This is a genomic window from Streptomyces sp. 891-h (genome assembly GCF_022760275.1).
In the GTDB taxonomy this organism is placed as follows: domain Bacteria; phylum Actinomycetota; class Actinomycetes; order Streptomycetales; family Streptomycetaceae; genus Streptomyces; species Streptomyces spirodelae.
The window spans coordinates 5,994,646-6,016,524 of record NZ_CP050693.1 but is presented as its reverse complement, the minus strand read 5'-3'; the positions used below and the strand labels follow the sequence as shown (position 1 = coordinate 6,016,524).

The following is a 21,879-nucleotide window of genomic DNA, read 5'->3' as shown; positions in this document are numbered from 1 at the left end:
GGGCTACAGCGCCGCGGCGCCCGGCTTCACCATGCCGCGCACCGTACGCGAGTCGACGTACTCGCCGAGCGCCGTCATCTCCCACTCGCCGGAGAACTGGCGGATGAACTTCGCCATCAGCACGCCTGTCCTGGGCTCGGACTGGGTCAGGTCGAAGCGGACCAGCTCCCCGCCCGAGGCGTCGAGCAGTCGGCAGTAGGCCTTGGCGACATCGGTGAACTTCTGTCCCGAGAAGGAGTTCACGGTGAATACCAGACCTGTGACCTGGGGCGGGAGATCGCCGAGGTGGACGGTGATCACCTCGTCGTCCCCGGCGCCCTCGCCCGTGAGGTTGTCGCCGGAGTGCTGGATGACGCCGCCCAGGATGGCCAGCTTGCCGAAGTAACAGGCGTCGATCTTCTTGCGGTTGGCGTCGTAGGCGATCACCGAGGCGTCGAGGTCGATGTCCTTGGCCCGCCTCCCGGCCCGGAAGACCGGCTCCCAGCCGAGGCCCATCCGCACCGAGGTGAGCAGCGGCCGGCCTCCCTTGACCAGGGAAACCGTCTGGTTCTTCTGAAGGTTGACCTTCCCCTTGTCCAGGTTGATCTTCCCGGCCCCGGCCGCCATGCCTCCCGCCCCTGCGGGAGCCGCCGGAGCGGCGGGAGCGGAGGCAGTGGGGGCGGGCGGCGCCGAGGGAGGAGCCGCCGGGGCGGCGGGCGCGGGAGGCGCCGGGGGTGCGGCCGGGGCGGCGGGTGCCGAGGGAGCGGCCGGAGCTGCCGGTGCGGCGGCTGCCGGGGGTTCCTCCACGTTCACGCCGAAGTCCGAGGCGATACCGCCGAGCCCGTTGGCGTACCCCTGTCCGACCGCCCGTACCTTCCAGGCGCCGTTCCTGCGGTAGACCTCCACCACCAGCAGCGCCGTCTCGGCACCCAGCTGCGGCGGGGTGAAGGTGGCCAGCACCGCACCGCTCGCGGCGTCGCGCACCGTCGCGGTGGGTTCGGTACCGGCGAAGGTGGCCCCGGGCGCGTCGAGGCTCGCGGTGACGACGACCTTGTCGATCGCGGCGGGCACCGCGCCGGTCTCCACGGTGATCGTGTCAGTGGCACCGCTGCTGTGCGTCACGCCGGGAGCGGTGGGCTGGTTGTAGAAGACGAAGTCGTCGTCCGAGCGGACCTTGCCCTCCGGGCTCAGCAGCAGGGCCGAGACGTCGAGCTTGCTGGGTGCGGTCACGTCCACCGCCACGCGCTGAGCGGTCAGCGGCAGGTTGGAGCCGGGAGTCATTGCGGTCATGCCGGGAGTAACGACTGGCCGGGCTTTGCGGTTCCTTTGCCCTGGCCGGGGTTTCCACCGTCGCCGCCACCACGCCCGCCACACACACCACCATGCCCAGCACGGCCCCGCCTCCGGGCGCCTCACCGAACATGGCGTACGCCCACAGCAGGGTGGTCGGCGGGGTGAGGTAGATCAGGGCGCTGGTCCCGGTCACGCCGTTGCGGCGCAGGCTCATCCAGTAGAAGCCGTAGCCGCCGACGGTGGAGAGCAGGACGACCCAGCCGACGGCGAGCCAGAAGGCGCCGGAGGCGGCGGGCGGCGCCGCATGGCCGAGTCCGGCCGCTACCGCCGTGAAGACCAGCGCGCTCACGGCACAGTGGAGCGGCACCGTGTCCACGGCGGGGAGCTGGTGCCGGGCGCGGCGCTCCAGAAAGCTGGCGGCGAGCAGTCCTGCCATCCCGGCGAAGGGCAGCGCGTACGCCCAGTTGGGCGCCGCTCCGGGGGCTGCGAGGTCGTCGCGTACGACGAGGGCGACGCCGCCCAGGCCGACGAGGAGCCCGGCCCACTGGCGGCGGCCGACCCGCTCGCCGAGCAGCCGTCCGGCCAGCGCCCCCGCGGCGAGCGGCTGGAGCGCGGCTATCAGCGCTGAGGTGCCGGAGGGGACGCCCAGTCCGACGGCCCACACGGTCGAGCCGAGGTAGGTGCCCTGCGAGAGCAGTCCGACGGCCGCCTGCTCGGCGAGCGCGCGCGGAGGCAGCCGGCGGCGGCGCCACAGCAGCCAGGCGCCGCCCAGCAGCGCCGTCGCGGCCAGGAACCGCCACATCAGCAGGGTGTCGGCGGTGGTCTGCCGGGTGCCGAGCTCGGCGCCGATGAAGCCGGAGCTCCACATGACGACGAGCCCGGCGGAGACGGTGGCGGAGGCGACGGGGGCCGGGAGGGACAGGGGTTGGACTGGCACGGGGGCTCCTCACGCGGTGGTCGGTGCACGGGCTGCGGTGGTCGGTGCACGGGCTTCTGACAGCTGTCGGTAGACCGATCGGTTTACCCGCCCTGGGAGTACAGTGAAGTAGACAGATCTGTTTACTGCAAGCGCGCTGGTGAGCGAGTACGCCGGCGCGCATCGGCCGAAGGGAGCCGGGAGGCAGTGGAGACCAGGCCGGACATCAGGCCGGACATCAGGCGGGAGGCCGGGGACGCCGGGCCGGAGGGGCTGACACCCGGCGCGCGGAAGATCCTGGACGCGGCGAGCGCCCTCTTCTACGAGCGCGGCATCACGGCCGTCGGCGTCGATCTGATCGCCAAGGAGGCGGGGACCACCAAGAAGACGCTCTACGACAGGTTCGGTGGCAAGGACGCGCTGATCGCCGCGTATCTGCGCGAGCGCGACCGCCGCTGGCGCTCCTGGCTGACCTCATGGGTGGACACACAGGCCCCCGGGACCGGCACCGGCCCCGGGCCCGGGCCCGGGCCCGGCGAGCGGCTGCTGGCCACCTTCGACGCGCTCGCGGAGTGGACCCGGCAGCACAACCCGCGCGGCTGCGGCTTCGTCAACGCCGCGGCCGAACTCCCCGATCCCGCGCACCCGGGCCGCCGCGTGATCAACGAGCAGAAGCTCTGGCTGCGCGGCTATCTGTACGAACTCGCGGTCGCGTCCGGTGCGGACGAGCCCGACCGGCTGGCCGACGAGCTGGCGCTGCTGCACGAGGGCGCCGTGGTGCTGCGCGGGCTGGCAGTCGTCGACGACCCGGTGGCCAGGGCGCGCGCGCTGGCGGCGCAGTCCCTGGAGCGGGCGCTCAGCCGTCCGCGCCGCGGCGTGCCACCAACTGCAGACACTCCGCCTGGTGACCGTTCAGCGTAGGCGCCGTACCCACCCGTTCCTCGGCGACCGTGAACCCGTGGTCGCGCAGCAGCGCCCGGAGCCGGTCCGCGGGAAGGTGCCGGAAGAGGCCGCCGTCTTCGGTGGTGAACGTGCCGTACGCGCTCCCCGGCACGGACGCGTGGTACTGCTCGTAGCGGGCCACATTCCGCGCGTCGCGCTGCAGGGGGACCTCGCTGACGTACAGGGCTCCGCCCGGCCGCAGCACCCTGGCCAGCTCGGCGAGGGTCGCGCCCTGAGCGGCGTCGTCCGGCACGCAGGTCAGGACGGCGAACAGCAGCGCGGCGTCGAAGGTGCCGTCCCGCTCGGGCAGCGGCAGCTCGGGCTGGTGGTACAGCGCCAGCCGCGGGTTCTCCCGCCGCCCGCGCTCGATCATGGCGCGCGAGGGATCGACGCCGACGACGTGTGCGTACCCCAGCTCGCCGAGCCGCGCCGTCAGCCGCCCGTAGCCGCAGCCGTAGTCCAGGACGCGCGCGGTGGGCGGAATGTGGGCGGCCAGCAGGCCGGGGTCGAGGGAGTGCGTGAACGTCTTCGTCGCGCCGTCGGCCTCCCAGAAGCCGTGCACATCAGGACGGACTCCAGCCATGCCGGGACACTACCCCTCCCGGGCCCCGAGGTGCATCGGCGCGGCACCGGGCGCAGCCTGGAAGTATGAGCGCGCTTGTCGTCGTCCACCCTCCCGCCCCCGACGGCGGCCGCCGCGTCACCGCGCGCGGCGAGACGCTGGGGACGGCCTACGGCCTGACCGACCTGATCGAGTACCTTGCCCGCGCGGGCCTGGACATCGCCACCGTCGATCTCTACGACGAAACGGTCTTCGAATGGCAGGGCGGCAACCACCTTGTCTGGGGCCGCCAAGCGGAATAGGCGCCGCCCCGGGGGAAGCGGAATGGCCGCCGCTTCCAGGGGAAGCAGAGCACCCGGACGACACGGGGAGAGACAGGACATGGGCGGGGATCGGGACAAGGACGGTGCCGGGCAGCGCAGCGGAGGCGGCGCGGACTTCCCCTGGCTGTGGCTGGCGCCGGGGCTGCTGATGCTGGTGGGGCTCCTGGTGTGGGGGGTCGTGGTCTACCCCGACCTTCCGGAGAGGGTGCCGCAGCACATCGGCAGCGACGGCGTCGACAGATACGGGGACAAGTCCGTGGGCACCGTCTTCCTGCCCGTCTTCGTCCACGCGGGAGCGCTGGCGCTGCTGGCCGGAAGCGCCTACGCCACGCTGCGCATCACCCCGGCCGGGGAACTCCGCCCTGAGCAGCGGACATCGAGCCTCGTCAACCGGCCCAAGGACCGGGCGAGCGCCCGGCGCACCGCCCGGCTGGTGCTCCTCCTCGGGTTCTGCCTGGGGCTGACGCTGGCCGTCACCTGCACCGTGATGTGGAGCACCACGCCGCCGAAGCAGGGCGAAGAGCTGACCGGGAAGCTGGTCCTGGCGCTGCTGCCCGTCGCCCTCGGCACGCTCGCCCTGGTGGTGACGGCCCTGAGAGACCGGGCGGGAGGCCCCGGGCGCAGGCGTCCTACCGGCGGCTGACCGGCTCGGTCTCCGGCCGCGCTTGCATGCCTTGCAGATCGCGGCTGGTGGAGATCAGCTCCTTCGCCTCCTGCTCGGAGCTGACCATGGGCTGCGAGCCCTGCAGCGGGACCCCGGCGCTCTCCGGCATGAACCGGACGGCGAGCAGGCCGATCAGACCGCTGACGACCAGATAGAGGCCGGGCGTCAGATCGTTGCCGGTCGCGCTGACCAGGGCCTCGGTGGCGAGTGGAGTGGTACCGCCGAAGGCGGCGACGGAGAAGTTGAAGCCGATACCCATCGCGGCGTAGCGCACGCTCGTGGGAAAGAGCGCGGGCAGCGTCGCCGCCGAGGGCGCGGCGAACCCGGCCAGCAGCGTGGCCAGGGTCAGCACGCCCAGCGTGGGCAGCACCCAGCCGTCCGCACGGAGCAGCATGAAGGCCGGAACCGCCAGCACGATCTGGCCGACGGCCGCCCAGCGGTACACCGGGCGCCGGCCGATGCGGTCGCTGAGACGCCCGATGAAGGTGATCAGCAGCACCACCCACACCATGCCGACCAGCACCAGCACATCGGAGGTGGTGCCGGCCCGGCCGAGCACTTCCGTCTGGTAGGTCGGCAGGTAGCCGGTGACCATGTAGTTGGTCACGTTGTAGAGCAGCACCAGGCCGACGCAGATGAGCAGGGGTGCCCAGTGGCGGCGCAGGATGGTGCGGAACTCGTGCCGTTCGGCCTCGCGCGCCGCTACGGCCTGGTCGTGCTCGTCCAACTGCTGCTGGAACGCCGGGGACTCCTCCAGCTTGAGCCGCATGTACAGGCCGATCAGCCCCAGCGGACCGGCGATCAGGAACGGTACGCGCCAGCCCCAGGAGAGCATCTGGTCGTCGGTCAGCCCCATGTTCAGCAGGGTGACGAGGGCCGAGCCGAGGGCGTAACCGACGAACGTGCCGAAGTCGAGCCAGCTTCCGAGGAATCCGCGCCTGCGGTCCGGTGAGAACTCCGCGATGAAGGTGGTGGCGCCGCCGTACTCACCTCCTGTCGAGAAGCCCTGCAGCATCCGGGCCAGCAGCAGCAGAATGGGCGCCGCGATACCGATGGTGGCGTAGCTGGGGATGAAACCGATCACAAAGGTGCCGAACGCCATCAGGATCATCGTCGCGGCGAGCACCTTCTGCCTGCCCAGCTTGTCGCCGAGCGGGCCGAAGAAGAGCCCGCCCAGCGGGCGGACGACGAAGGCGGCGGCGAAGGTCGCGAACGAGGCCAGCAACTGCGCCGCGTCGGAGGCTCCCGGGTAGAAGACCTCGCCGATGGTGGCGGCCAGATAGCTGTAGACCCCGAAGTCGAACCACTCCATGCAGTTGCCGAGCGCGGAGGCGGTGACCGCCCGCTTGAGCAACGGCTCCTCGACGACCTGCACATCCTCCTTGGTGAAGGGCCGGCCCTTGCGCCGCAGCCTGTGCGCCAGCTCGTCGCGCACCTGACGGGGCAGCTCGGCGACCGCCCGGGGGACGTGCCGGGCCGCCGTCATGCCCCCGGGTTGACGCTTGGGGCTCTCTGTCACGTCGGCATTCACACCCTTTGCTCTGTGTGGCCGCAAGGCCGAAGCGGAACAGGTAGCGAGTTACCTGCCTCGACGCTCCTCACACGAGCGGGCCCCCGCCGCGTGCGATCCACGCGGCGGGGGCCTGCCAGGGGACTTAGCGGACGAGGGGTTGCTACGGCCCGGGACGCGGGTCGGTGCACGCGGTCACCCGGCTTCGGGCCGTCGCCCGGTGTCGGACCATCGCCCGGTGTCGGACCATCGCCCGGGCCATCGGCCGGTTTCGCGCCGTCGCCCCGCGGGTACCCGCCCGGACGCGGCTCACCGGGAGCGTGCCTTGAAGGCGGCCTTGCGGGCCTCCTTGGCCACTCGCTTGTCCGGGTGCACCCGGCCCATCGTCTCCAGCACATCGCCGGTGGCCGGATGCTCCACCCGCCAGGCCTTCTCGAAGAACCCGGCGTGCTGGTCGACCAGATCCCGCACCAACTCGCGCAGCTCGTCCGGTTCGCCCGCGGTCGCGACCTGCGCGGCGATGGTGTCGATGGTCAGCCAGAAGACCATCTCCTCGTCCGGCTGCGGCACCTGCGCGGCGCCGCGCTCGGCGAGCCAGACCCGGGCCAGCCCGCCCAACTGCCGGTCGTCGAGCACCTCGCGCAGCGCGGGCTCGGCCTCCGGCCCCGCGAGTGAGAGCGCCTGCTGGCAGGCCAGGCGCCGCACGGGTGCCGCCTCGTCCACGCCCCGCGCCGCCGCCAGCAGTTCGCGCGCGGCGCCCAGGGTGCCGCCCTCCCCGCTTGCCCCGTCGGTGCCCTCGGCCGCGGCGGCGCGGGCGGCGAACCACATCTCGATCTCGCTGCGCGCGATCTCCTCGGAATAGACGGGCAGGGCCGCCAGCAGCTTGTCGGCACCGGCGCCGGCGAGGTCCCCGACCGCGGGCACCTCGAGACCGGCCTCCCGCATCCGCTCGCGTACGCCGTAGAGGCCGAGCGGGGTGAGCCGCACCATGCCGTACCGGGAGACGTCCTCGTCGTCGAGGTCGGCGCTCAAGTCGTCGGCGCCGTGCACCTCTTCGCCGTCCGCGGCCTCCTGGGTGAGGGCCTCGTCCACCGGCTGGTAGGCGACCAGTCCGGTCGGCTCCAGCATGCGGAACTGTTCGTCCAGCCGCATCATCGTGGTCGAGACCTCCTCCAGCACCTCGTCGGTGGGCTCGTCCATCCCCTCGGGCACCGTCATCGAGGCGGCCAGCACGGGCAGCGGCACCATCGAGCCGGCGGCGACCGCGGGGTCGGTGGCGGTGAGCAGATAGAGGTTGCCCAGGGCGCTGTCGAGTGCTTCGGTCTCCTCCTCGGGATTCCAGTCGATGGCGTCGAGGTCGATGGCGTCCGGGTCGATCTCGCCGTCCTCACCGACCGCGCCCTCGATGCCGCCCAGCAGCTCCTCGAAGCTGGGGGTCGCGGCGTCCGCGAGCACGGTCTCCAGGCCGGTGCGCCACAGTTCGAGGATCTCGCCCGGGGCGGGGGCGGCGGCCCCGGGGTCGCCCGTCAGACCGCCGAGTTCGGCGTCCGGCGTGGCCACGCCCACCGGTTCGTCACTGCCGGGTCCGGTCTCCCCTGCGGCTCCCGCGCCGCCTCCGGCCGCGCGTCCCCCGTCGCCCGCGTCGCCCGCTGTCTCCTCGTCCTCGTCGATCGCCAACAGCCCGGTGTCCACCGCGAAGTTCCAGGCGTCGGCCGCCAGGGCCGGTGCCTCCTCATCGCCGCTCAGGCCCAGGTGCGCGGCCGCCTCCTTGAGCTGCTGGGAGAGGAGTTCGCCGCCGGCGCCCACCGGGATGCCCGCGCCCGCGGGGCTGCCCGCGCGCGCCCAGCGGGTGAGCTCCACAGCGCGCGCCAGGAGCGGTGCGGCCAGTGCGTCCCGCGCCAGTTCGGCATCGGAGGGCAGCCGTACGGGCGGCAGGGTGGGACGGTCGTCACCGGTCATGTGCGGGTTCATCTCCTACGGGTCCTACGGGTTGCCGGACGGTGCGAGGACCCAGCGTAGACGGGTTCTGTCCCCAGGTGCCCGAATCGTGCACCGGGCACGTAACGAGGTGGCGGCGCGCCCCCGCCCCAGGCTGTCACGACCTTGACAACTCCTGTTGGCCCGCCATGCTTTACGCGCGTAGAGAATGCCCGCGTACAGCTGTCCGTGTCCCCACGCATCCCGGAGGCCCTCCGTGCCGTCCCACCTCCCGTCCCGCCCGCTCTCCCGCCGGAGCACCCGGACCGCGGCCCTCACCGTCGCCGCCGTCTGTTCCACGCTCCTCGTCCTGCCCGCCCCCGCCGGCGCAACGGCGCCCGCCGCCGGCGCGGACTCCGCTTCGTCGCCCCGCATCCACGACATCCAGGGCAGAACCCGGCTCTCGCCGTTCGCCGGGAAGAGCGTCACCGGCGTGGCCGGAATCGTCATCGGCGTACGGGACTTCGGCGGGTCGCGAGGCTTCTGGCTCCAGGACCCGCGCCCCGACCACGACCGCGCCACCAGCGAGGGGATCTTCGTCTACACCGGGGGCAGGAGCCCCGGGGTCGCGGTCGGGGACGCGCTGCGTGTGAGCGGGAAGGTCCAGGAGTACTACCCGGGCGGCAAGGAGGCGGGCAACCAGTCGGTCACCGAGCTGACCGGCGCGTCCTGGGAGACGACGGGCAGCGTCGCGGACGCCGAGCTGCCGCGCCCCGTCCGGCTGACGGCGCGCTCCGTCCCCGATGCCTACGCGCCCGACGCGGACGGTGGCAGCATCGAGGACCGCAGACTGCGTCCGAACCGGTACGCGCTCGACCGCTACGAGTCGCTGGAGGGCATGCGGGTCTCCGTCCGCGACGTCCGCGTCACCGGCCCCACCTCGCGCTACCACGACCTGTGGGTGACCACCGACCCCCGGCAGAACCCCACCCCACGCGGCGGCACCCTCTACGGCTCCTACGAGGACCAGAACGGCGCCCGGATGAAGGTCTCCTCGCTCCTCCCGCTGGCCGAACACCCCTTCCCGAAGGCCGATGTGGGCGACGAGCTGCGCGGCACCACCGAAGGCCCGCTGGACTACGAGCAGTACGGCGGCTACACGCTGCGCGCCACCACGCTCGGCGACCACCGCGACAACCACCTCCAGCGTGAGCGCACCCGCGCACAGCGCCGGAACGAACTGGCGGTGGCCACGTACAACGTCGAGAACCTCTCCCCCAGGTCCGAGCCGGCCAAGTTCGAGCGGCTGGCCGACGGGCTGGTCACCAACCTCTCCTCACCCGACATCGTCACCGTCGAGGAGGTCCAGGACGACACCGGGCCGACGGACGACGGCACGGTCGGCGCAGGCAAGACGCTCGAGATGCTCACCGACGCCATCCGGAAGGCGGGCGGCCCCTCCTACGAGTGGCGCCAGATCGACCCGGCCGACAAGGCCGACGGCGGCCAGCCCGGCGGCAACATCCGCGTGGCCTTCCTCTACAACCCCGAGCGGGTCTCCTTCACCGACCGCCCCGGCGGCGACACCACGACCCCGGTGAAGGTCGTGGACAAGGGCGGGGAGCCCGCGCTGTCCGCATCGCCGGGCCGGATCGCGCCGCAGGACCCCGCGTGGAAGGCCAGCCGCAAGCCGCTGGCCGGCGAGTTCCGCTTCCGGGGCCGCACGGTGTTCGTGATCGCCAACCACTTCAGCTCCAAGGGCGGCGGCGACCTGGACGGCGACCAGCCCATGGAGGGCCGCTTCCAGCCGCCCGCCCGGCACTCGGAGCCGCAGCGTATCGAACAGGCCAAGGTGGTGAACCGGTTCGTGAGGGACATCCGGGCAGTCGACCGGAACGCCGTCGTCGTCGCGGGCGGCGACTTCAACGACTTCCCGTTCTCGCCCGCGCTCAAGACGCTGCGCTCCGGCCACGCGCTGACCAGCCCCATGAACCGGCTGCCCGCCGACGAGCGCTACGGCTACGTCTTCAACGGCAATTCCCAGACCCTGGACCACCTGCTGACCAGCCCGGGCGCGGGCCGCCCCGAATACGACATCGTCCACATCAACGCGGAGTTCGCTGACCAGACGAGCGACCACGACCCCTCGGTGGTCCGCATCCGCTGATCGCCTCTCAGCGGGGCGCCCCCGGCCGACCGTACTGCGGCGTACCGTACGCAGGCGGCGGCCCCCCATAAGGCGCCGGGCCACCCATGGCGGGGCCCGGCGCGGGCGGCGCCCCGACAAGATCCCGCACCAGCAGCGTCGCCCCCGCGACAGCGCCCGGCATCAAGGGGACAGCGAGCAGCGGCACCAGGAAGGCCAGGACCAGGGGCGCCCCGAAGCCGAGCGCCAGCGCCTTGCGCTGCCGCAGCATCGCAAGGCGCTCCCGTACGGGTACGCCCCGGCGCTGCAGTCCGACCGAGGCGAGCTCCAGGGTGAGGAAGAAGCCGGAGACACAGATGCCGACCACCGGTACGACCGTCTGCCCGATGAACGGCACGAAGCCGAGGAAGAACAGCGGGACCGTGAACAGCAGCGTCCGGAAAAGGACGTAGAGGCTGTCGCACAGCGAGGTCCACAGCCCGCGCAGCAGTGACTCCTCGACCATGCCCGCGGGCAGCCCGCCCTCGCTCTCCTCCACCTGCTCCGAGAGCTTCTCGTAGAAGGGATCGCCGATCAGCAGCGCGACGGCGGCGAAGGTGACCACCGCCAGCATCAGCACGCCGAGCCACAGCATGACAGCGAAGACCCCCCGGGTCAGCGCCCGTCCGGTGGTGCCCCAGTCGTCGGCGAAGGGCGTGGCCCAGGTGGCGATGTCGTCGGCCCAGAAGCCGAGCGCCGTGAGGGCCGCCGCGTAGAGGACGAGAGTGATCAGCGCGGGCAACAGCCCGAACCCGAACCACCGCCCGTGGGTGAGCACCCACTGCTGTCCCCGCCCCAAGTACCGCATTCCGGCCCCAAGATCGCGCATGCCCGTAAGCCTATGGCCTACGGGCATGCGCGCGGGACGGCCGTCGGGGCTGCCGCCCGATCGGTTGCCCAGTTGTGACTGATCCCAGCGGGGCTGCTCAGTTGTGGCTGTGCAGCGCCTCGTTCAGACCGCCCCAGGAGCCGCTGCGCTGCAGGGCCTCGACGGCGCCGGTCACCGAGTTGCGGCGGAAGAGCAGGTTGGTGGCGCCGGACAGCTCCAGCGCCTTCACGATCTTGCCGTCCGGGAGGGTGACGCGGGTGCCGGCCGTGACGTAGAGACCGGCCTCCACCACGGAGTCGTCGCCGAGCGAGATGCCGATGCCGGCCTCGGCGCCGATCAGGCAGCGCTCGCCGATGGAGATGATCTGCTTGCCGCCGCCGGAGAGGGTGCCCATGATCGAGGCGCCGCCGCCGAGGTCGGTGCCGTCGCCGAGGACGACGCCCGCGCTGATCCGGCCTTCGACCATGGAGGTGCCCAGGGTTCCGGCGTTGAAGTTGCAGAAGCCCTCGTGCATGACCGTGGTGCCGTCGGCCAGGTGTGCGCCGAGCCGTACGCGGTCGGCGTCGCCGATGCGCACGCCCTTGGGCACCACGTAGTCGGTCATCCGCGGGAACTTGTCGACGCTGGTCACGGTCAGGTGCGCGCCCGAGGCGCGGGCGGCGAGCCGGACCTCTTCGACCTTGTCCACCGGCACGGGGCCGAGGTTGGTCCAGGCGACATTGGCCAGGTGGGCGAACTGCCCTTCGAGGCTGAGGCCGTGCGGCTTGACCAGCCGGTGGCTGAGCAGGTGCAGCCGCAGATAGACGTCGTGGGCGTCCAGCGGCTTGTCGTCCAGGGAGGAGATGACCGTACGGACGGCCACGACCTCGACCCCGCGGCGGGGGTCCTGGCCGAGGGCCTGCGGCGCGCTCTCGCCGAGCAGCTCAGCGGCGCGCTCCGCGCTCAGCCGCTCGCTTCCGGCGGGCCCGGGCTCGGCGACGAGCTCCGGCTGCGGAAACCAGGTGTCCAGAACGGTTCCGTCGGCGGCGACGGTGGCGAGGCCGGCGGCGACGGCGCCGGTGGTACTGGGAGAGGTGGGTGCTTCGGTCATACCTGGAACGCTATCCGGCCCGGGTAGGGAATGACGAACCGGTCCACAGGTCGGGCAGCGGCCGTCACGGTTCGTCACGGCCGGTGGGCGGTGCCGGTTCGCCGAGCACCCGGGCGAGCGCCGAGCGCACCTCGGCCCGGTCGAAGGGCCGGTCGGTGAGCAGGAACTGCAGCAGCAGCCCGTCGATCAGTGCCGCCAGCGCCCGCGCGGTGGCGAGGTCGGCGGTGTGGCGGCCGACCACCTCGACCCAGTCGTCGATCCAGGCCGCCGCGACCGGCTGGAGGGCGGGGCGGCGCAGTGCGGCGAGATACAGCTCGTACTCCAGCCGGATCCGCCCGTGCGCGCCGGAGGTGTACTCCTCCAGGATCCGGGTCAGCGCGTCCAGCAGCGGCTCGTCGCCCGACAGCTCGGCGTCCCATGTCTCGAGCCCGGACTGCGGCCCGCAGGTGACCTGCCGCAGCGCCGCGACGAGCAGGTCGTCCAGGCTCGCGAAGTGGTACGTCGTGGAGCCTAGCGGCACATCGGCCTCGGCTGCGACCGAGCGGTGGCTCAGCGCCGAGATGCCCTTCAGCTCCACTGTCCGGATCGCCGCGTCGATGATGCGCTGCCGCCGCTCGGGGTCGTAGCGCCGGCCCATCAGTGTGCTCCTCCCAGGTTGAGGACGACCACGCCGCAGATCACCAGCAGCAGGCCGAGGATCTTCATGGCGGTGACCGCCTCTCCGATGAACACCATGCCGATCAGCGCGATGGCCGCGGTTCCGGCCCCGGACCAGATGGCATAGGCGGTCCCCACGGACATGCTCTTGAGAGTCTGCGCGAGCAGCACGAAGGCCACCAGATAGCCGGCCGCCGTGACCAGCGAGGGCACCAGCTTGCTGAAGCCGTCGCTGTACTTCATCGCGGTCGTCCCCAGCACCTCGGCGAGGATCGCGCCCGCCAGCGTCATATAGACCATGCGTACGAGCGTACACAGCGATACGTACGGTCGTACACAAGTTTTTTCGTACCGCTCTCGCGCGGGATCGTGCGGCCGCGTACGAAAACGGCCGCGCACCCGGTGGGTGCGCGGCCGTTTCGGCGTACGTACGCAAGTCCCGGAGCGCTCAGACGTTGAAGCCCAGGGCCCGCAGCTGCTCGCGGCCGTCGTCGGTGATCTTGTCCGGGCCCCACGGGGGCATCCAGACCCAGTTGATCTTCAGCTCGTTGACGATGCCCTCGGTTGCCGAGCGCGCCTGGTCCTCGATGACGTCGGTCAGCGGACAGGCCGCCGAGGTGAGCGTCATATCGATGGTGGCGATGTTCGAGTCGTCGATGTGGATGCCGTAGACCAGGCCGAGGTTGACGACATCGATGCCCAGCTCGGGGTCGACGACGTCCATCATCGCCTCGCGGACCTCGTCCTCGCTCGCGGGCTTGGTGGTCATCTCGGTCATGCGGTCTTCTCCTTGGCCGAGTCGGCTTCGGTCCCCAGCGCCTGCGCCGTCGCGTCCTTCCACGCCATCCAGCTCAGAAGCGCGCACTTCACACGCGCCGGGTACTTCGAGACCCCGGCGAACGCCACGGCGTCCTCCAGCAGGTCCTCCATTTTGTCGTCCGGCTCCAGCTGGCCCCTGGACTGCATCAGCTCCAGGAAGCTCTCCTGGATCCTGCGGGCCTCGGCCAGATCCTTGCCGACCAGCAGCTCGTTCAGCACCGAGGCGCTGGCCTGGCTGATGGAACAGCCCTGGCCCTCGTACGACACGTCCTCGATGGTGTCGCCGTCGTACCGCACACGCAAGGTGATCTCGTCACCGCACGTCGGGTTGACGTGATGCACTTCGGCATCGCCGTCGCGCAGCCCACGCCCATGCGGATTCTTGTAGTGGTCCAGGATCACTTCCTGGTACATCGAGTCCAGCTTCACCGACAGCCCCTAAGCGAAGAAATTCCGTACGTGCTCCAGGCCGTCCGCCAGGGCGTCCACCTCGGCGGGCGTGGAGTACAGATAGAACGACGCTCGTGTCGTCGCAGGAATTCCGTACCGCAGGCAGACCGGGCGGGCGCAGTGGTGGCCGACGCGCACCGCGATGCCCTGCTCGTCCAGGACCTGACCCACGTCGTGCGGGTGGATGTCACCCAGCGTGAACGAGATCGTCGCGCCGCGGTCCTCGGCCGTGGCCGGGCCGATGATCCGCAGGTCCGGGATCTGATTGAGCTTGCGCACCGCGTACTCGGTCAGCGCGTGCTCGTGCTGCTGGATACGGTCCATGCCGATCGCCGAGAGGTAGTCCACGGCGGCGCCCAGCCCGACGGCCTGGGCCACCGGCGGAGTGCCCGCCTCGAACTTGTGCGGTGCCGGAGCGTACGTCGACGAGTGCATCGTGACGGTCTCGATCATCTCCCCGCCGCCGAGGAACGGCGGCAGGTCGTTGAGCAGCTCCTGGCGCCCCCACAGCACGCCGATGCCGGTGGGACCGCACATCTTGTGCCCGGTGAAGGCCACGAAGTCGGCCTGCAGCGCCTGCACGTCCAGCACCATGTGCGGGGCCGCCTGCGAGGCGTCCACCACGACCAGGGCGCCCACCTCCTGGGCCCGCCGCACGATGTCCTCGACGGGGTTGAAGGTGCCCATGATGTTGGAGACGAGCGTGAGCGCCACCACCTTGGTGCGCTCGGTGATCAGCTCCTCGATCCCGGCCAGGTCCAGCCGGCCCTCGTCGGTGAGCCCGAACCACTTCAGCTTCGCGCCGGTGCGCTGCGACAGCAGCTGCCACGGAACGATGTTGGAGTGGTGCTCCATCTCCGTGATGACGATCTCGGTGTCCCGCTCGACGCGGTAGGGCTCGTCCGCCCAGCCGAGCATGTTCGCCACCAGGTTGAGCGACTCCGAGGCGTTCTTGGTGAAGATCACCTCGTCGCGGCTGGGCGCGTTGATGAACGCGGCGACCTTGTCGCGCGCGCCCTCGTACAGCGCCGTGGCCTCCTCGGCCAGCACATGCACGCCCCGGTGGACGTTGGCGTTGTGCTTCTCGTAGTAGTCGGCCAGGGCGTCGAGCACCTGGGTCGGCTTCTGCGAGGTGGCGGCGTTGTCCAGGTAGACGAGCTTCTGCCCGTCGTGCACCAGGCGGTCCAGGATCGGAAAGTCCTTACGGATCGCCTCGGTGTCCAGAAGACCCGGGAGCTGTGTCACGCAGTGGCACCACCCTTCACGTACTCCTCGTAGCCCTCTTCCTCCAGCTTGTCGGCCAGCTCGGGGCCGCCGGACTCGGCGATCCGCCCCTTGGCGAAGACGTGCACGTGGTCCGGCTTGATGTAGCGGAGGATGCGGGTGTAGTGCGTGATCAGCAGGGTGCCGACCTCGCCGGTCTCGCGGACGCGGTTGACGCCCTCGGAGACGACACGCAGCGCGTCCACGTCGAGCCCGGAGTCGGTCTCGTCCAGAATCGCGATCTTCGGCCGCAGCAGTTCCAGCTGCAGGATCTCGTGGCGCTTCTTCTCACCGCCGGAGAAGCCCTCGTTGACGTTCCGCTCGGCGAACGCCGGGTCGATCGAGAGGCGCTCCATGGCCTCCTTGACCTCCTTGACCCAGGTACGCAGCTTGGGGGCCTCGCCGCGGATGGCGGTCGCCGAGGTGCGCAGGAAGTTGGAGACCGAGACACCGGGGACCTCGACCGGGTACTGCATGGCGAGGAAGACACCGGCGCGGGCGCGCTCGTCGACGGACATCTCCAGGACGTCCTCGCCGTCGAGCTTCACCGAGCCGCTGGTGACGGTGTACTTCGGGTGCCCCGCCAGCGAGTAGGCCAGCGTGGACTTGCCGGAGCCGTTCGGGCCCATGATCGCGTGCGTTTCGCCCTGCTTCACGGTCAGGTCGACGCCGCGCAGGATCTCGTTCGGGCCGCCTTCGGTTTCGACGGAGACGTGCAGGTCGTTGATCTCAAGCGTTGCCATGGGGACTTCAGGACTCCTGTGTGACGGAGACGAGCACATCGTCCCCTTCGATCTTTACGGGGTACACGGGGACGGGGCGGGTGGCGGGCAGTCCGGAGGGCTTACCGGTCCGCAGGTCGAAGCGGGAGCCGTGCAGCCAGCACTCGATGGTGCAGTCCTCCACCTCGCCCTCGGAGAGCGACACGTTGGCGTGCGAGCAGATGTCGTTGATGGCGAACACCTCGCCCTCGGTCTTGACGAGGGAGACCGGGACGCCGCCCAGCTCCACCCGCAGCGGGGTGTCCTCCTCCAGCTCGCTCAGCGAAGCCGCTTTGACAAAGGCTTCCTCGCTCATGAGACCGATGCCTCCAGCTCCGCCTCGATCCTGGCGATGAGGCGCTCCTCCACATCCGGCAGGCCGACCTGCTGGACGAGCTCGGCGAAGAAGCCGCGCACCACCAGGCGGCGCGCCTCACGCTCGGGGATGCCGCGCGCCATCAGGTAGAACAGCTGCTCGTCCTCGAAGCGGCCGGTGGCCGAGGCGTGCCCGGCGCCGACGATCTCGCCGGTCTCGATCTCCAGGTTGGGCACCGAGTCGACCCGCGAGCCGTCGGTGAGCACCAGGTTCCGGTTGAGCTCGTAGGTGTCGGTGCCGGTGGCCTCGGCCCGGATGAGCACATCACCGATCCACACCGCGTGCGCGTCGTCGCCCTGAAGTGCGCCCTTGTAGGCGACATTGCTGCGGCAGTTGGGGGTGTCGTGGTCGACCAGCAGCCGGTGCTCCTGGTGCTGCCCCGCGTCGGTGAAGTACAGCCCGTACAGCTCGGCCTCGGCGCCGGGGCCCGCGTAGCTGACCCGGGGGTTGAGCCGCACCAGATCGCCGCCGAAGGTGACCACGACCGATTTGAACGTCGCGTCCCGGCCCACCAGCGCGTTGTGCTGCGAGCAGTGCACGGCCGTGTCGTCCCAGTCCTGGACGGAGACCACGGTGACCTTGGCGCCGTCGCCGACCACGAACTCCACGTTGGCCGAGCGCACCGCGTCACCCGTGTGGTCGATGACGATGACGACCTCGGCGAAGGCTCCGATGTCGAAGACGGTGTGCCCGTAGGTGACCCCGCCCTCGCCGTGCAGGCTGACCCGCACCGGCTCGGTCAGCACCGCGTCCTTGGGCACCGAGATGACACTGGCCTTCTCGAACGAGGAGAACGCCTGGGCCGCCACCCGGTCCACCGGCTTGCCGGCGCGGCCGATGCGCGCGTCGTCGCGGGACACCTTCTCGACGGTGACGCCGTCAGGCGCCGACACCTCGGTCTTGACCGTGCCGGTCGCCTGCGCCGTGCCGTCGTGCAGGCCCTTGAGCCGGTCCAGAGGAGTGAACCGCCACTCCTCCTCGCGGCCGTGCGGCACCGGGAAGTCCGCCACGTCGAAGGACGGCGGAGCGCTCATCCTCGTGGCGGTGGTGGACTCTGCGGCCACCGCGATGGCTCCGGCGGTGCTCGAACCAGCCGGAATGTTCTGGGCCTCAGCCATGGCTGTCGTGTTGCTCGCTTTCTGGGATCAAGGACGGTGCTGCCTCAGGGGGGCGGGGCGGAGGGCGTCAGCCCACGGCCCCTTCCATCTGCAGCTCGATCAGCCGGTTGAGCTCCAGCGCGTACTCCATGGGCAGCTCCTTGGCGATCGGCTCGACGAAGCCGCGCACGATCATCGCCATCGCCTCGTCCTCGGACAGCCCGCGGCTCATCAGGTAGAAGAGCTGGTCGTCGCTGACCTTGGAGACCGTCGCCTCGTGGCCCATCGTCACGTCGTCCTCGCGGACGTCGACGTAAGGGTAGGTGTCGGAGCGCGAGATGGTGTCGACCAGCAGCGCGTCGCACAGCACGTTGGACTTGGAGCCCTCGGCGCCCTCGCCGATCTCGATGAGACCGCGGTACGAGGTGCGGCCACCGCTGCGGGCCACCGACTTGGAGACGATGTTCGAGGAGGTGCGGGGGGCCATGTGGACCATCTTGGCGCCCGCGTCCTGGTGCTGGCCCTCGCCCGCGAAGGCGACGGACAGCGTCTCGCCCTTGGCGTGCTCACCCATGAGGTAGACCGCCGGGTACTTCATCGTCACCTTGGAGCCGAGGTTGCCGTCGACCCACTCCATGGTCGCGCCCTCGTAGGCCACGGCGCGCTTGGTGACCAGGTTGTAGACGTTGTTCGACCAGTTCTGGATCGTCGTGTAGCGGCAGCGGCCGCCCTTCTTGACGATGATCTCGACGACGGCCGAGTGCAGCGAGTCCGAGTTGTAGATCGGCGCCGTGCAGCCCTCGACGTAGTGCACATAGGCGTCCTCGTCGACGATGATCAGCGTCCGCTCGAACTGGCCCATGTTCTCGGTGTTGATCCGGAAGTAGGCCTGCAGCGGGATGTCGACGTGCACGCCCGGCGGCACGTAGATGAAGGAGCCGCCCGACCACACCGCGGTGTTCAGCGCGGCGAACTTGTTGTCCCCGGCCGGGATGACCGTGCCGAAGTGCTCCTGGAACAGTTCGGGGTGCTCGCGCAGCGCGGTGTCCGTGTCCAGGAAGAGGACGCCCTGCTTCTCCAGGTCCTCACGGATCTGGTGGTAGACGACCTCCGACTCGTACTGCGCGGCGACACCGGCGACCAGGCGCTGCTTCTCCGCCTCCGGGATGCCGAGCTTGTCGTAGGTGTTCTTGATGTCCTCCGGCAGGTCCTCCCAGCTCTGGGCCTGCTTCTCGGTGGACCGGACGAAGTACTTGATGTTGTCGAAGTCGATGCCCGACAGATCCGAGCCCCAGTTCGGCATCGGCTTCTTCTCGAAGAGCTTGTGGCCCTTGAGCCGCAGCTTGAGCATCCAGTCGGGCTCGTTCTTCTTCCCCGAGATGTCGCGGACGACATCCTCGGACAGGCCACGCTTGGCGGCTGCGCCCGCGGCATCGGGGTCGGCCCAGCCGTACTCGTACTTGCCCAGCCCCTCAAGCTCGGGGTGAGCAGTCTCCGTAGGAGCGGTCATGCGGGGTTCCTCCCGGCCTCGTTCGCGTTGGTGGCGTTGCTGGCGTTGCTGTTCTTGGGTGGTGTTACCGGCGTCCTGGCCGCCGGGGGCTTCGCCGCGGCGGACTTGGGGTGCGCGTGCGTCCTGGGGATGAACGTCGTGCACACTCCGTCGCCGTGCGCGATGGTCGCCAGGCGCTGGACGTGCGTGCCGAGCAGCCGGGAGAAGACCTCGGTCTCCGCCTCGCACAGTTGGGGGAACTGCTCGGCTGTGTGGGCCACCGGGCAGTGGTGCTGGCAGAGCTGCTCGCCGGCTTGGGCGGGCGCGGCACGCGCGGTGGCAGCGTACCCGTCCTCGGACAGCGCACGCGCCAGCGCCTGCGCCCGTTCCTCCGGTGGGACGCTCGCCAGCGCCTCGTGGTATTTCTCCGCCTGTGCCTCGACGCGCGCACGAGCGAAGGCCGCGACAGCGGCCTCCCCGACCTCACCGCCACCGGCGGTGCGGGCGATCCACCGCAGCGCGTCGGCGGCCAGCTGGTCGTACGCCTGGTCGAAGGCGTCCCGGCCGCAGTCCGTCAGAGCGAAGACCTTGGCGGGGCGTCCCCTGCCGCGCGAGCCGTAGACCCGCTTGGCGCGGGCCTCGACGACGCCCTCGGCGACGAGCGCGTCCAGATGACGGCGTACGGCGGCCTGGGTGAGTTCCAGGCGCAGCGCCAGCTCGGCCGCGGTGGACGGACCGTGGTCGAGAATGGAGCGCGCGACCTTGTTCCTCGTGCCGTGCTGTTCATCCTGGGCTGTGGAGGGGCCGGACGCGGCGGCGGCCCCGGTGGCCTGTGCGGCCATCGGTCGGTCCTCCCGAGCCTGCTCCCTCTTTTTCACAACGTCATTGTTGCTTAATTCGGCTGACCCCGGCAAGCGGTGGCTGTGACCAGCCGCAATGGGGTGCATCACGTAAGGCATGCCTAACCAGGAGGGGTCGCCCCAGGCCCGTACAGCCCGCCAGAAGAGTGGCGCGGCGCCCTCCTTAGACTGCCCTGCATGCGAAGTTCAGCGGCTGTGGAAGTCGCCGGGCTGGTGAAGCGGTACGGCAGCAGGACCGCCGTCGACGGGCTGGACCTGACCGTCGAGCGGGGCACCGTCACCGCGTTCCTCGGCCCCAATGGAGCGGGTAAGACCACCACCATCGAGACCTGCGAGGGCTACCGGCGGCCGGATGCGGGCACCGTACGGGTCCTCGGCCTCGACCCGGTGACCCAGGGCAGCGAGCTGCGGCCCCGGATCGGGGTGATGCTCCAGAGCGGCGGTATCTACCCCACGGCCAGAGCCGAGGAGACGCTCCGCCATATGGCGGCCCTGCACGCGCACCCGCTGGATGTGCCCGCGCTGATCGAACGCCTGGGCCTGGGCGGCTGTGGCCGCACCCCCTACCGCCGGCTCTCCGGCGGCCAGCAGCAGCGCCTGGCGCTCGCGCTGGCCCTGGTCGGCCGGCCCGAGCTGGTCTTCCTCGACGAGCCCACGGCTGGGCTCGACCCGCAGGCCCGCCACGCCACCTGGGACCTGGTCCGCGAGCTGCGCGCCGACGGTGTGACGGTGCTGCTGACCACCCACTACATGGACGAGGCCGAGGAGCTGTCCGACGACGTCGCCATCGTCGACGGCGGCAAGGTCATCGCCCAGGGCGCGCCCGAGGTGCTGTGCAAGGGCGGCGCCGAGAACACGCTGCGCTTCGCCGGGCGCCCGGGACTGGACCTGACGTCCCTGCTCAAGGCGCTGCCCGCGGAGACCGTCGCGGTCGAGCTCAGCCCCGGAAGCTACCGCCTCACCGGCACCGTCGACCCGCAGCTGCTGGCCACCGTGACCTCCTGGTGCGCCCAGAACGGCGTCCTGCCGGACCGCATCTCGGTGGAGCGCCGGACGCTGGAGGACGTCTTCCTGGAATTGACGGGGAAGGATTTGCGGTCGTGAGTGGTACCGAGGCAGCCGGCACCTATGCGCCGAAGCCGGGTGCGGCACCGCTGGGGCGCATGGTGCGGGCACAGGCGTGGCTGGAGACCCGTACGCAGCTGCGGAACGGCGAGCAGCTGCTGCTCACCGTCATCATTCCCACACTGCTGCTGGTGCTCTTCAGCGCCGTGGACATCGTGGACACCGGCAAGGGCTCGCGGGTCGACTTCCTGGCGCCCGGCATCCTGGCGCTGGCGATGCTCTCGACCGCCTTCACCGGGCAGGCCATCGCCACCGGCTTCGAGCGCCGCTACGGCGTCCTGAAGCGGCTCGGCGCCTCGCCGCTGCCCCGGTGGGGGCTGATGACGGCGAAGACCTGCTCCGTCCTGGTCATCGAGGCCCTGCAGGTGCTGCTGCTGACCGTGGTGGCGCTCGCACTGGGCTGGTCACCGCACGGCAATCCGGCGACGGTGCTGCTTCTCCTGCTGCTCGGCACGGCCGCGTTCTCCGGGCTGGGCCTGCTGATGGCCGGCACGCTCAAGGCGGAGGCGACGCTGGCGGGCGCCAATCTGGTCTTCATCCTGCTGCTGGTCGGCGGCGGTGTCATCGTCCCGCTGGACAAGTTCCCCGGTGCCGCGCAGAGCGTGCTGCAGCTGCTGCCGATCTCCGCACTCTCCGACGGCCTGCGCGAGGTGCTGCGGCACGGAGCCGGGGTGCCGTGGGGCGACCTGGGGGTGCTGGCGGTGTGGGCGCTGCTGGGGCTGGGCGCGGCGGCGCGCTTCTTCAAATGGGAGTGAGGCCCCCTTCTCGGCAG

Annotated in this window: 22 protein-coding genes and 1 pseudogene; 6 read left to right on the top strand and 17 right to left on the bottom strand. The window is 70.9% G+C overall.

Annotated elements, in window-relative coordinates:
- Positions 1 to 3: 3 nt before the first annotated feature.
- A complete protein-coding gene (locus tag HC362_RS26390) occupies positions 4 to 1,260 on the bottom strand; it encodes a TerD family protein (RefSeq protein WP_243088825.1) in 1,257 nt (418 codons plus the stop codon).
- Positions 1,261 to 1,345: 85 nt separating this feature from the next.
- Positions 1,346 to 2,140: pseudogene (locus tag HC362_RS26385) on the bottom strand (DMT family transporter); the annotation flags it as partial.
- Positions 2,141 to 2,425: 285 nt separating this feature from the next.
- Here HC362_RS26385 and HC362_RS26380 point away from each other — a divergent pair.
- Complete coding sequence (locus HC362_RS26380) at positions 2,426 to 3,109, top strand: TetR/AcrR family transcriptional regulator (protein ID WP_243088824.1); 684 nt, start codon at positions 2,426 to 2,428, stop codon at positions 3,107 to 3,109.
- On the opposite strand, the gene HC362_RS26375 is transcribed toward HC362_RS26380, so the two are convergent.
- Entirely contained in the window at positions 3,045 to 3,713 is a 669-nt protein-coding gene (locus tag HC362_RS26375; RefSeq protein ID WP_243086630.1) for a class I SAM-dependent methyltransferase, read from the bottom strand. The two genes, HC362_RS26380 and HC362_RS26375, sit on opposite strands and share 65 nt — an antisense overlap.
- A gap of 65 nt (positions 3,714 to 3,778) precedes the next feature.
- On the opposite strand from HC362_RS26375, the gene HC362_RS26370 reads away from it, so the two are divergent.
- Positions 3,779 to 3,994 (top strand): hypothetical protein, encoded by a 216-nt coding sequence (locus tag HC362_RS26370; protein WP_243086629.1) that lies wholly within the window; start codon positions 3,779 to 3,781, stop codon positions 3,992 to 3,994.
- Positions 3,995 to 4,073: 79 nt separating this feature from the next.
- Positions 4,074 to 4,658, top strand: coding sequence for a DUF1648 domain-containing protein (locus HC362_RS26365; protein WP_243086628.1), 585 nt, complete (start codon positions 4,074 to 4,076; stop codon positions 4,656 to 4,658).
- Here HC362_RS26365 and HC362_RS26360 read toward each other — a convergent pair.
- A complete protein-coding gene (locus tag HC362_RS26360; RefSeq protein ID WP_243088823.1) occupies positions 4,645 to 6,165 on the bottom strand; it encodes an MFS transporter in 1,521 nt (506 codons plus the stop codon). The two genes, HC362_RS26365 and HC362_RS26360, sit on opposite strands and share 14 nt — an antisense overlap.
- A gap of 333 nt (positions 6,166 to 6,498) precedes the next feature.
- A complete protein-coding gene (locus HC362_RS26355) occupies positions 6,499 to 8,148 on the bottom strand; it encodes a hypothetical protein (RefSeq protein WP_243086627.1) in 1,650 nt (549 codons plus the stop codon).
- 187 nt (positions 8,149 to 8,335) lie between these two features.
- Between HC362_RS26355 and HC362_RS26350 the strand changes: the two genes are divergently transcribed.
- Complete coding sequence (locus HC362_RS26350) at positions 8,336 to 10,273, top strand: endonuclease/exonuclease/phosphatase family protein (RefSeq protein WP_243086626.1); 1,938 nt, start codon at positions 8,336 to 8,338, stop codon at positions 10,271 to 10,273.
- Between the two features lie 7 nt (positions 10,274 to 10,280).
- On the opposite strand, the gene HC362_RS26345 is transcribed toward HC362_RS26350, so the two are convergent.
- The 12 genes from HC362_RS26345 to HC362_RS26290 all read right to left on the bottom strand — a co-directional run bounded on the left by HC362_RS26345 (position 10,281) and on the right by HC362_RS26290 (position 19,964).
- A complete protein-coding gene (locus HC362_RS26345) occupies positions 10,281 to 11,120 on the bottom strand; it encodes an EI24 domain-containing protein (protein ID WP_243086625.1) in 840 nt (279 codons plus the stop codon).
- Between the two features lie 97 nt (positions 11,121 to 11,217).
- The gene (dapD, locus tag HC362_RS26340) at positions 11,218 to 12,210 is read right to left on the bottom strand and encodes a 2,3,4,5-tetrahydropyridine-2,6-dicarboxylate N-succinyltransferase (protein WP_243086624.1); all 993 of its coding nucleotides are present in this window, start codon (positions 12,208 to 12,210) and stop codon (positions 11,218 to 11,220) included.
- A gap of 64 nt (positions 12,211 to 12,274) precedes the next feature.
- Positions 12,275 to 12,847, bottom strand: coding sequence for a TetR family transcriptional regulator (locus tag HC362_RS26335; RefSeq protein ID WP_243086623.1), 573 nt, complete (start codon positions 12,845 to 12,847; stop codon positions 12,275 to 12,277).
- Positions 12,847 to 13,167: a multidrug efflux SMR transporter gene (locus HC362_RS26330; protein WP_243086622.1), complete on the bottom strand. Its 321-nt coding sequence runs from the start codon at positions 13,165 to 13,167 to the stop codon at positions 12,847 to 12,849. The genes HC362_RS26335 and HC362_RS26330 overlap by 1 nt, the downstream gene beginning before the upstream one ends.
- Before the next feature lie 148 nt (positions 13,168 to 13,315).
- The gene (locus tag HC362_RS26325; protein WP_209237910.1) at positions 13,316 to 13,645 is read right to left on the bottom strand and encodes a metal-sulfur cluster assembly factor; all 330 of its coding nucleotides are present in this window, start codon (positions 13,643 to 13,645) and stop codon (positions 13,316 to 13,318) included.
- Positions 13,642 to 14,115, bottom strand: a complete 474-nt coding sequence (sufU, locus tag HC362_RS26320) for a Fe-S cluster assembly sulfur transfer protein SufU (protein WP_243086621.1) — start codon at positions 14,113 to 14,115, stop codon at positions 13,642 to 13,644. The genes HC362_RS26325 and sufU overlap by 4 nt, the downstream gene beginning before the upstream one ends.
- 9 nt (positions 14,116 to 14,124) lie before the next feature.
- On the bottom strand, positions 14,125 to 15,381 hold the full coding sequence (locus HC362_RS26315) for a cysteine desulfurase (protein WP_209267106.1): 1,257 nt from the start codon (positions 15,379 to 15,381) through the stop codon (positions 14,125 to 14,127).
- A complete protein-coding gene (gene sufC / locus HC362_RS26310; RefSeq protein ID WP_209237907.1) occupies positions 15,378 to 16,142 on the bottom strand; it encodes a Fe-S cluster assembly ATPase SufC in 765 nt (254 codons plus the stop codon). Before sufC ends, HC362_RS26315 begins: the two co-directional genes overlap by 4 nt.
- 7 nt (positions 16,143 to 16,149) lie before the next feature.
- Entirely contained in the window at positions 16,150 to 16,476 is a 327-nt protein-coding gene (locus HC362_RS26305) for a non-heme iron oxygenase ferredoxin subunit (RefSeq protein WP_209267105.1), read from the bottom strand.
- Positions 16,473 to 17,654, bottom strand: a complete 1,182-nt coding sequence (sufD, locus tag HC362_RS26300; RefSeq protein ID WP_243086620.1) for a Fe-S cluster assembly protein SufD — start codon at positions 17,652 to 17,654, stop codon at positions 16,473 to 16,475. Before sufD ends, HC362_RS26305 begins: the two co-directional genes overlap by 4 nt.
- A gap of 67 nt (positions 17,655 to 17,721) precedes the next feature.
- Positions 17,722 to 19,143 (bottom strand): Fe-S cluster assembly protein SufB, encoded by a 1,422-nt coding sequence (gene sufB, locus HC362_RS26295; RefSeq protein WP_209267103.1) that lies wholly within the window; start codon positions 19,141 to 19,143, stop codon positions 17,722 to 17,724.
- A complete protein-coding gene (locus tag HC362_RS26290; protein WP_243086619.1) occupies positions 19,140 to 19,964 on the bottom strand; it encodes an ArsR family transcriptional regulator in 825 nt (274 codons plus the stop codon). Before HC362_RS26290 ends, sufB begins: the two co-directional genes overlap by 4 nt.
- Before the next feature lie 195 nt (positions 19,965 to 20,159).
- Between HC362_RS26290 and HC362_RS26285 the strand changes: the two genes are divergently transcribed.
- Positions 20,160 to 21,086, top strand: a complete 927-nt coding sequence (locus HC362_RS26285; RefSeq protein ID WP_243086618.1) for an ABC transporter ATP-binding protein — start codon at positions 20,160 to 20,162, stop codon at positions 21,084 to 21,086.
- On the top strand, positions 21,083 to 21,862 hold the full coding sequence (locus HC362_RS26280; protein ID WP_243086617.1) for an ABC transporter permease: 780 nt from the start codon (positions 21,083 to 21,085) through the stop codon (positions 21,860 to 21,862). Before HC362_RS26285 ends, HC362_RS26280 begins: the two co-directional genes overlap by 4 nt.
- The last annotated feature ends 17 nt before the right edge of the window (positions 21,863 to 21,879 follow it).

Excerpts from the sequence above, each read along its gene's own strand:
- HC362_RS26390 (WP_243088825.1), bottom strand. The coding sequence starts at position 1,260 with ATGACTCCCGGCTCCAACCTGCCGCTGACCGCTCAGCGCGTGGCGGTG.
- HC362_RS26375 (WP_243086630.1), bottom strand. The coding sequence starts at position 3,713 with ATGGCTGGAGTCCGTCCTGATGTGCACGGCTTCTGGGAGGCCGACGGC.
- HC362_RS26370 (WP_243086629.1), top strand. The coding sequence starts at position 3,779 with ATGAGCGCGCTTGTCGTCGTCCACCCTCCCGCCCCCGACGGCGGCCGC.
- HC362_RS26365 (WP_243086628.1), top strand. The coding sequence starts at position 4,074 with ATGGGCGGGGATCGGGACAAGGACGGTGCCGGGCAGCGCAGCGGAGGC.
- HC362_RS26360 (WP_243088823.1), bottom strand. The coding sequence starts at position 6,165 with ATGACGGCGGCCCGGCACGTCCCCCGGGCGGTCGCCGAGCTGCCCCGT.
- HC362_RS26355 (WP_243086627.1), bottom strand. The coding sequence starts at position 8,148 with ATGACCGGTGACGACCGTCCCACCCTGCCGCCCGTACGGCTGCCCTCC.
- HC362_RS26350 (WP_243086626.1), top strand. The coding sequence starts at position 8,336 with ATGCCCGCGTACAGCTGTCCGTGTCCCCACGCATCCCGGAGGCCCTCC.
- HC362_RS26345 (WP_243086625.1), bottom strand. The coding sequence starts at position 11,120 with ATGCGCGATCTTGGGGCCGGAATGCGGTACTTGGGGCGGGGACAGCAG.
- dapD (WP_243086624.1), bottom strand. The coding sequence starts at position 12,210 with ATGACCGAAGCACCCACCTCTCCCAGTACCACCGGCGCCGTCGCCGCC.
- HC362_RS26335 (WP_243086623.1), bottom strand. The coding sequence starts at position 12,847 with ATGGGCCGGCGCTACGACCCCGAGCGGCGGCAGCGCATCATCGACGCG.
- HC362_RS26330 (WP_243086622.1), bottom strand. The coding sequence starts at position 13,167 with ATGGTCTATATGACGCTGGCGGGCGCGATCCTCGCCGAGGTGCTGGGG.
- HC362_RS26325 (WP_209237910.1), bottom strand. The coding sequence starts at position 13,645 with ATGACCGAGATGACCACCAAGCCCGCGAGCGAGGACGAGGTCCGCGAG.
- sufC (WP_209237907.1), bottom strand. The coding sequence starts at position 16,142 with ATGGCAACGCTTGAGATCAACGACCTGCACGTCTCCGTCGAAACCGAA.
- HC362_RS26305 (WP_209267105.1), bottom strand. The coding sequence starts at position 16,476 with ATGAGCGAGGAAGCCTTTGTCAAAGCGGCTTCGCTGAGCGAGCTGGAG.
- sufD (WP_243086620.1), bottom strand. The coding sequence starts at position 17,654 with ATGGCTGAGGCCCAGAACATTCCGGCTGGTTCGAGCACCGCCGGAGCC.
- sufB (WP_209267103.1), bottom strand. The coding sequence starts at position 19,143 with ATGACCGCTCCTACGGAGACTGCTCACCCCGAGCTTGAGGGGCTGGGC.
- HC362_RS26290 (WP_243086619.1), bottom strand. The coding sequence starts at position 19,964 with ATGGCCGCACAGGCCACCGGGGCCGCCGCCGCGTCCGGCCCCTCCACA.
- HC362_RS26285 (WP_243086618.1), top strand. The coding sequence starts at position 20,160 with ATGCGAAGTTCAGCGGCTGTGGAAGTCGCCGGGCTGGTGAAGCGGTAC.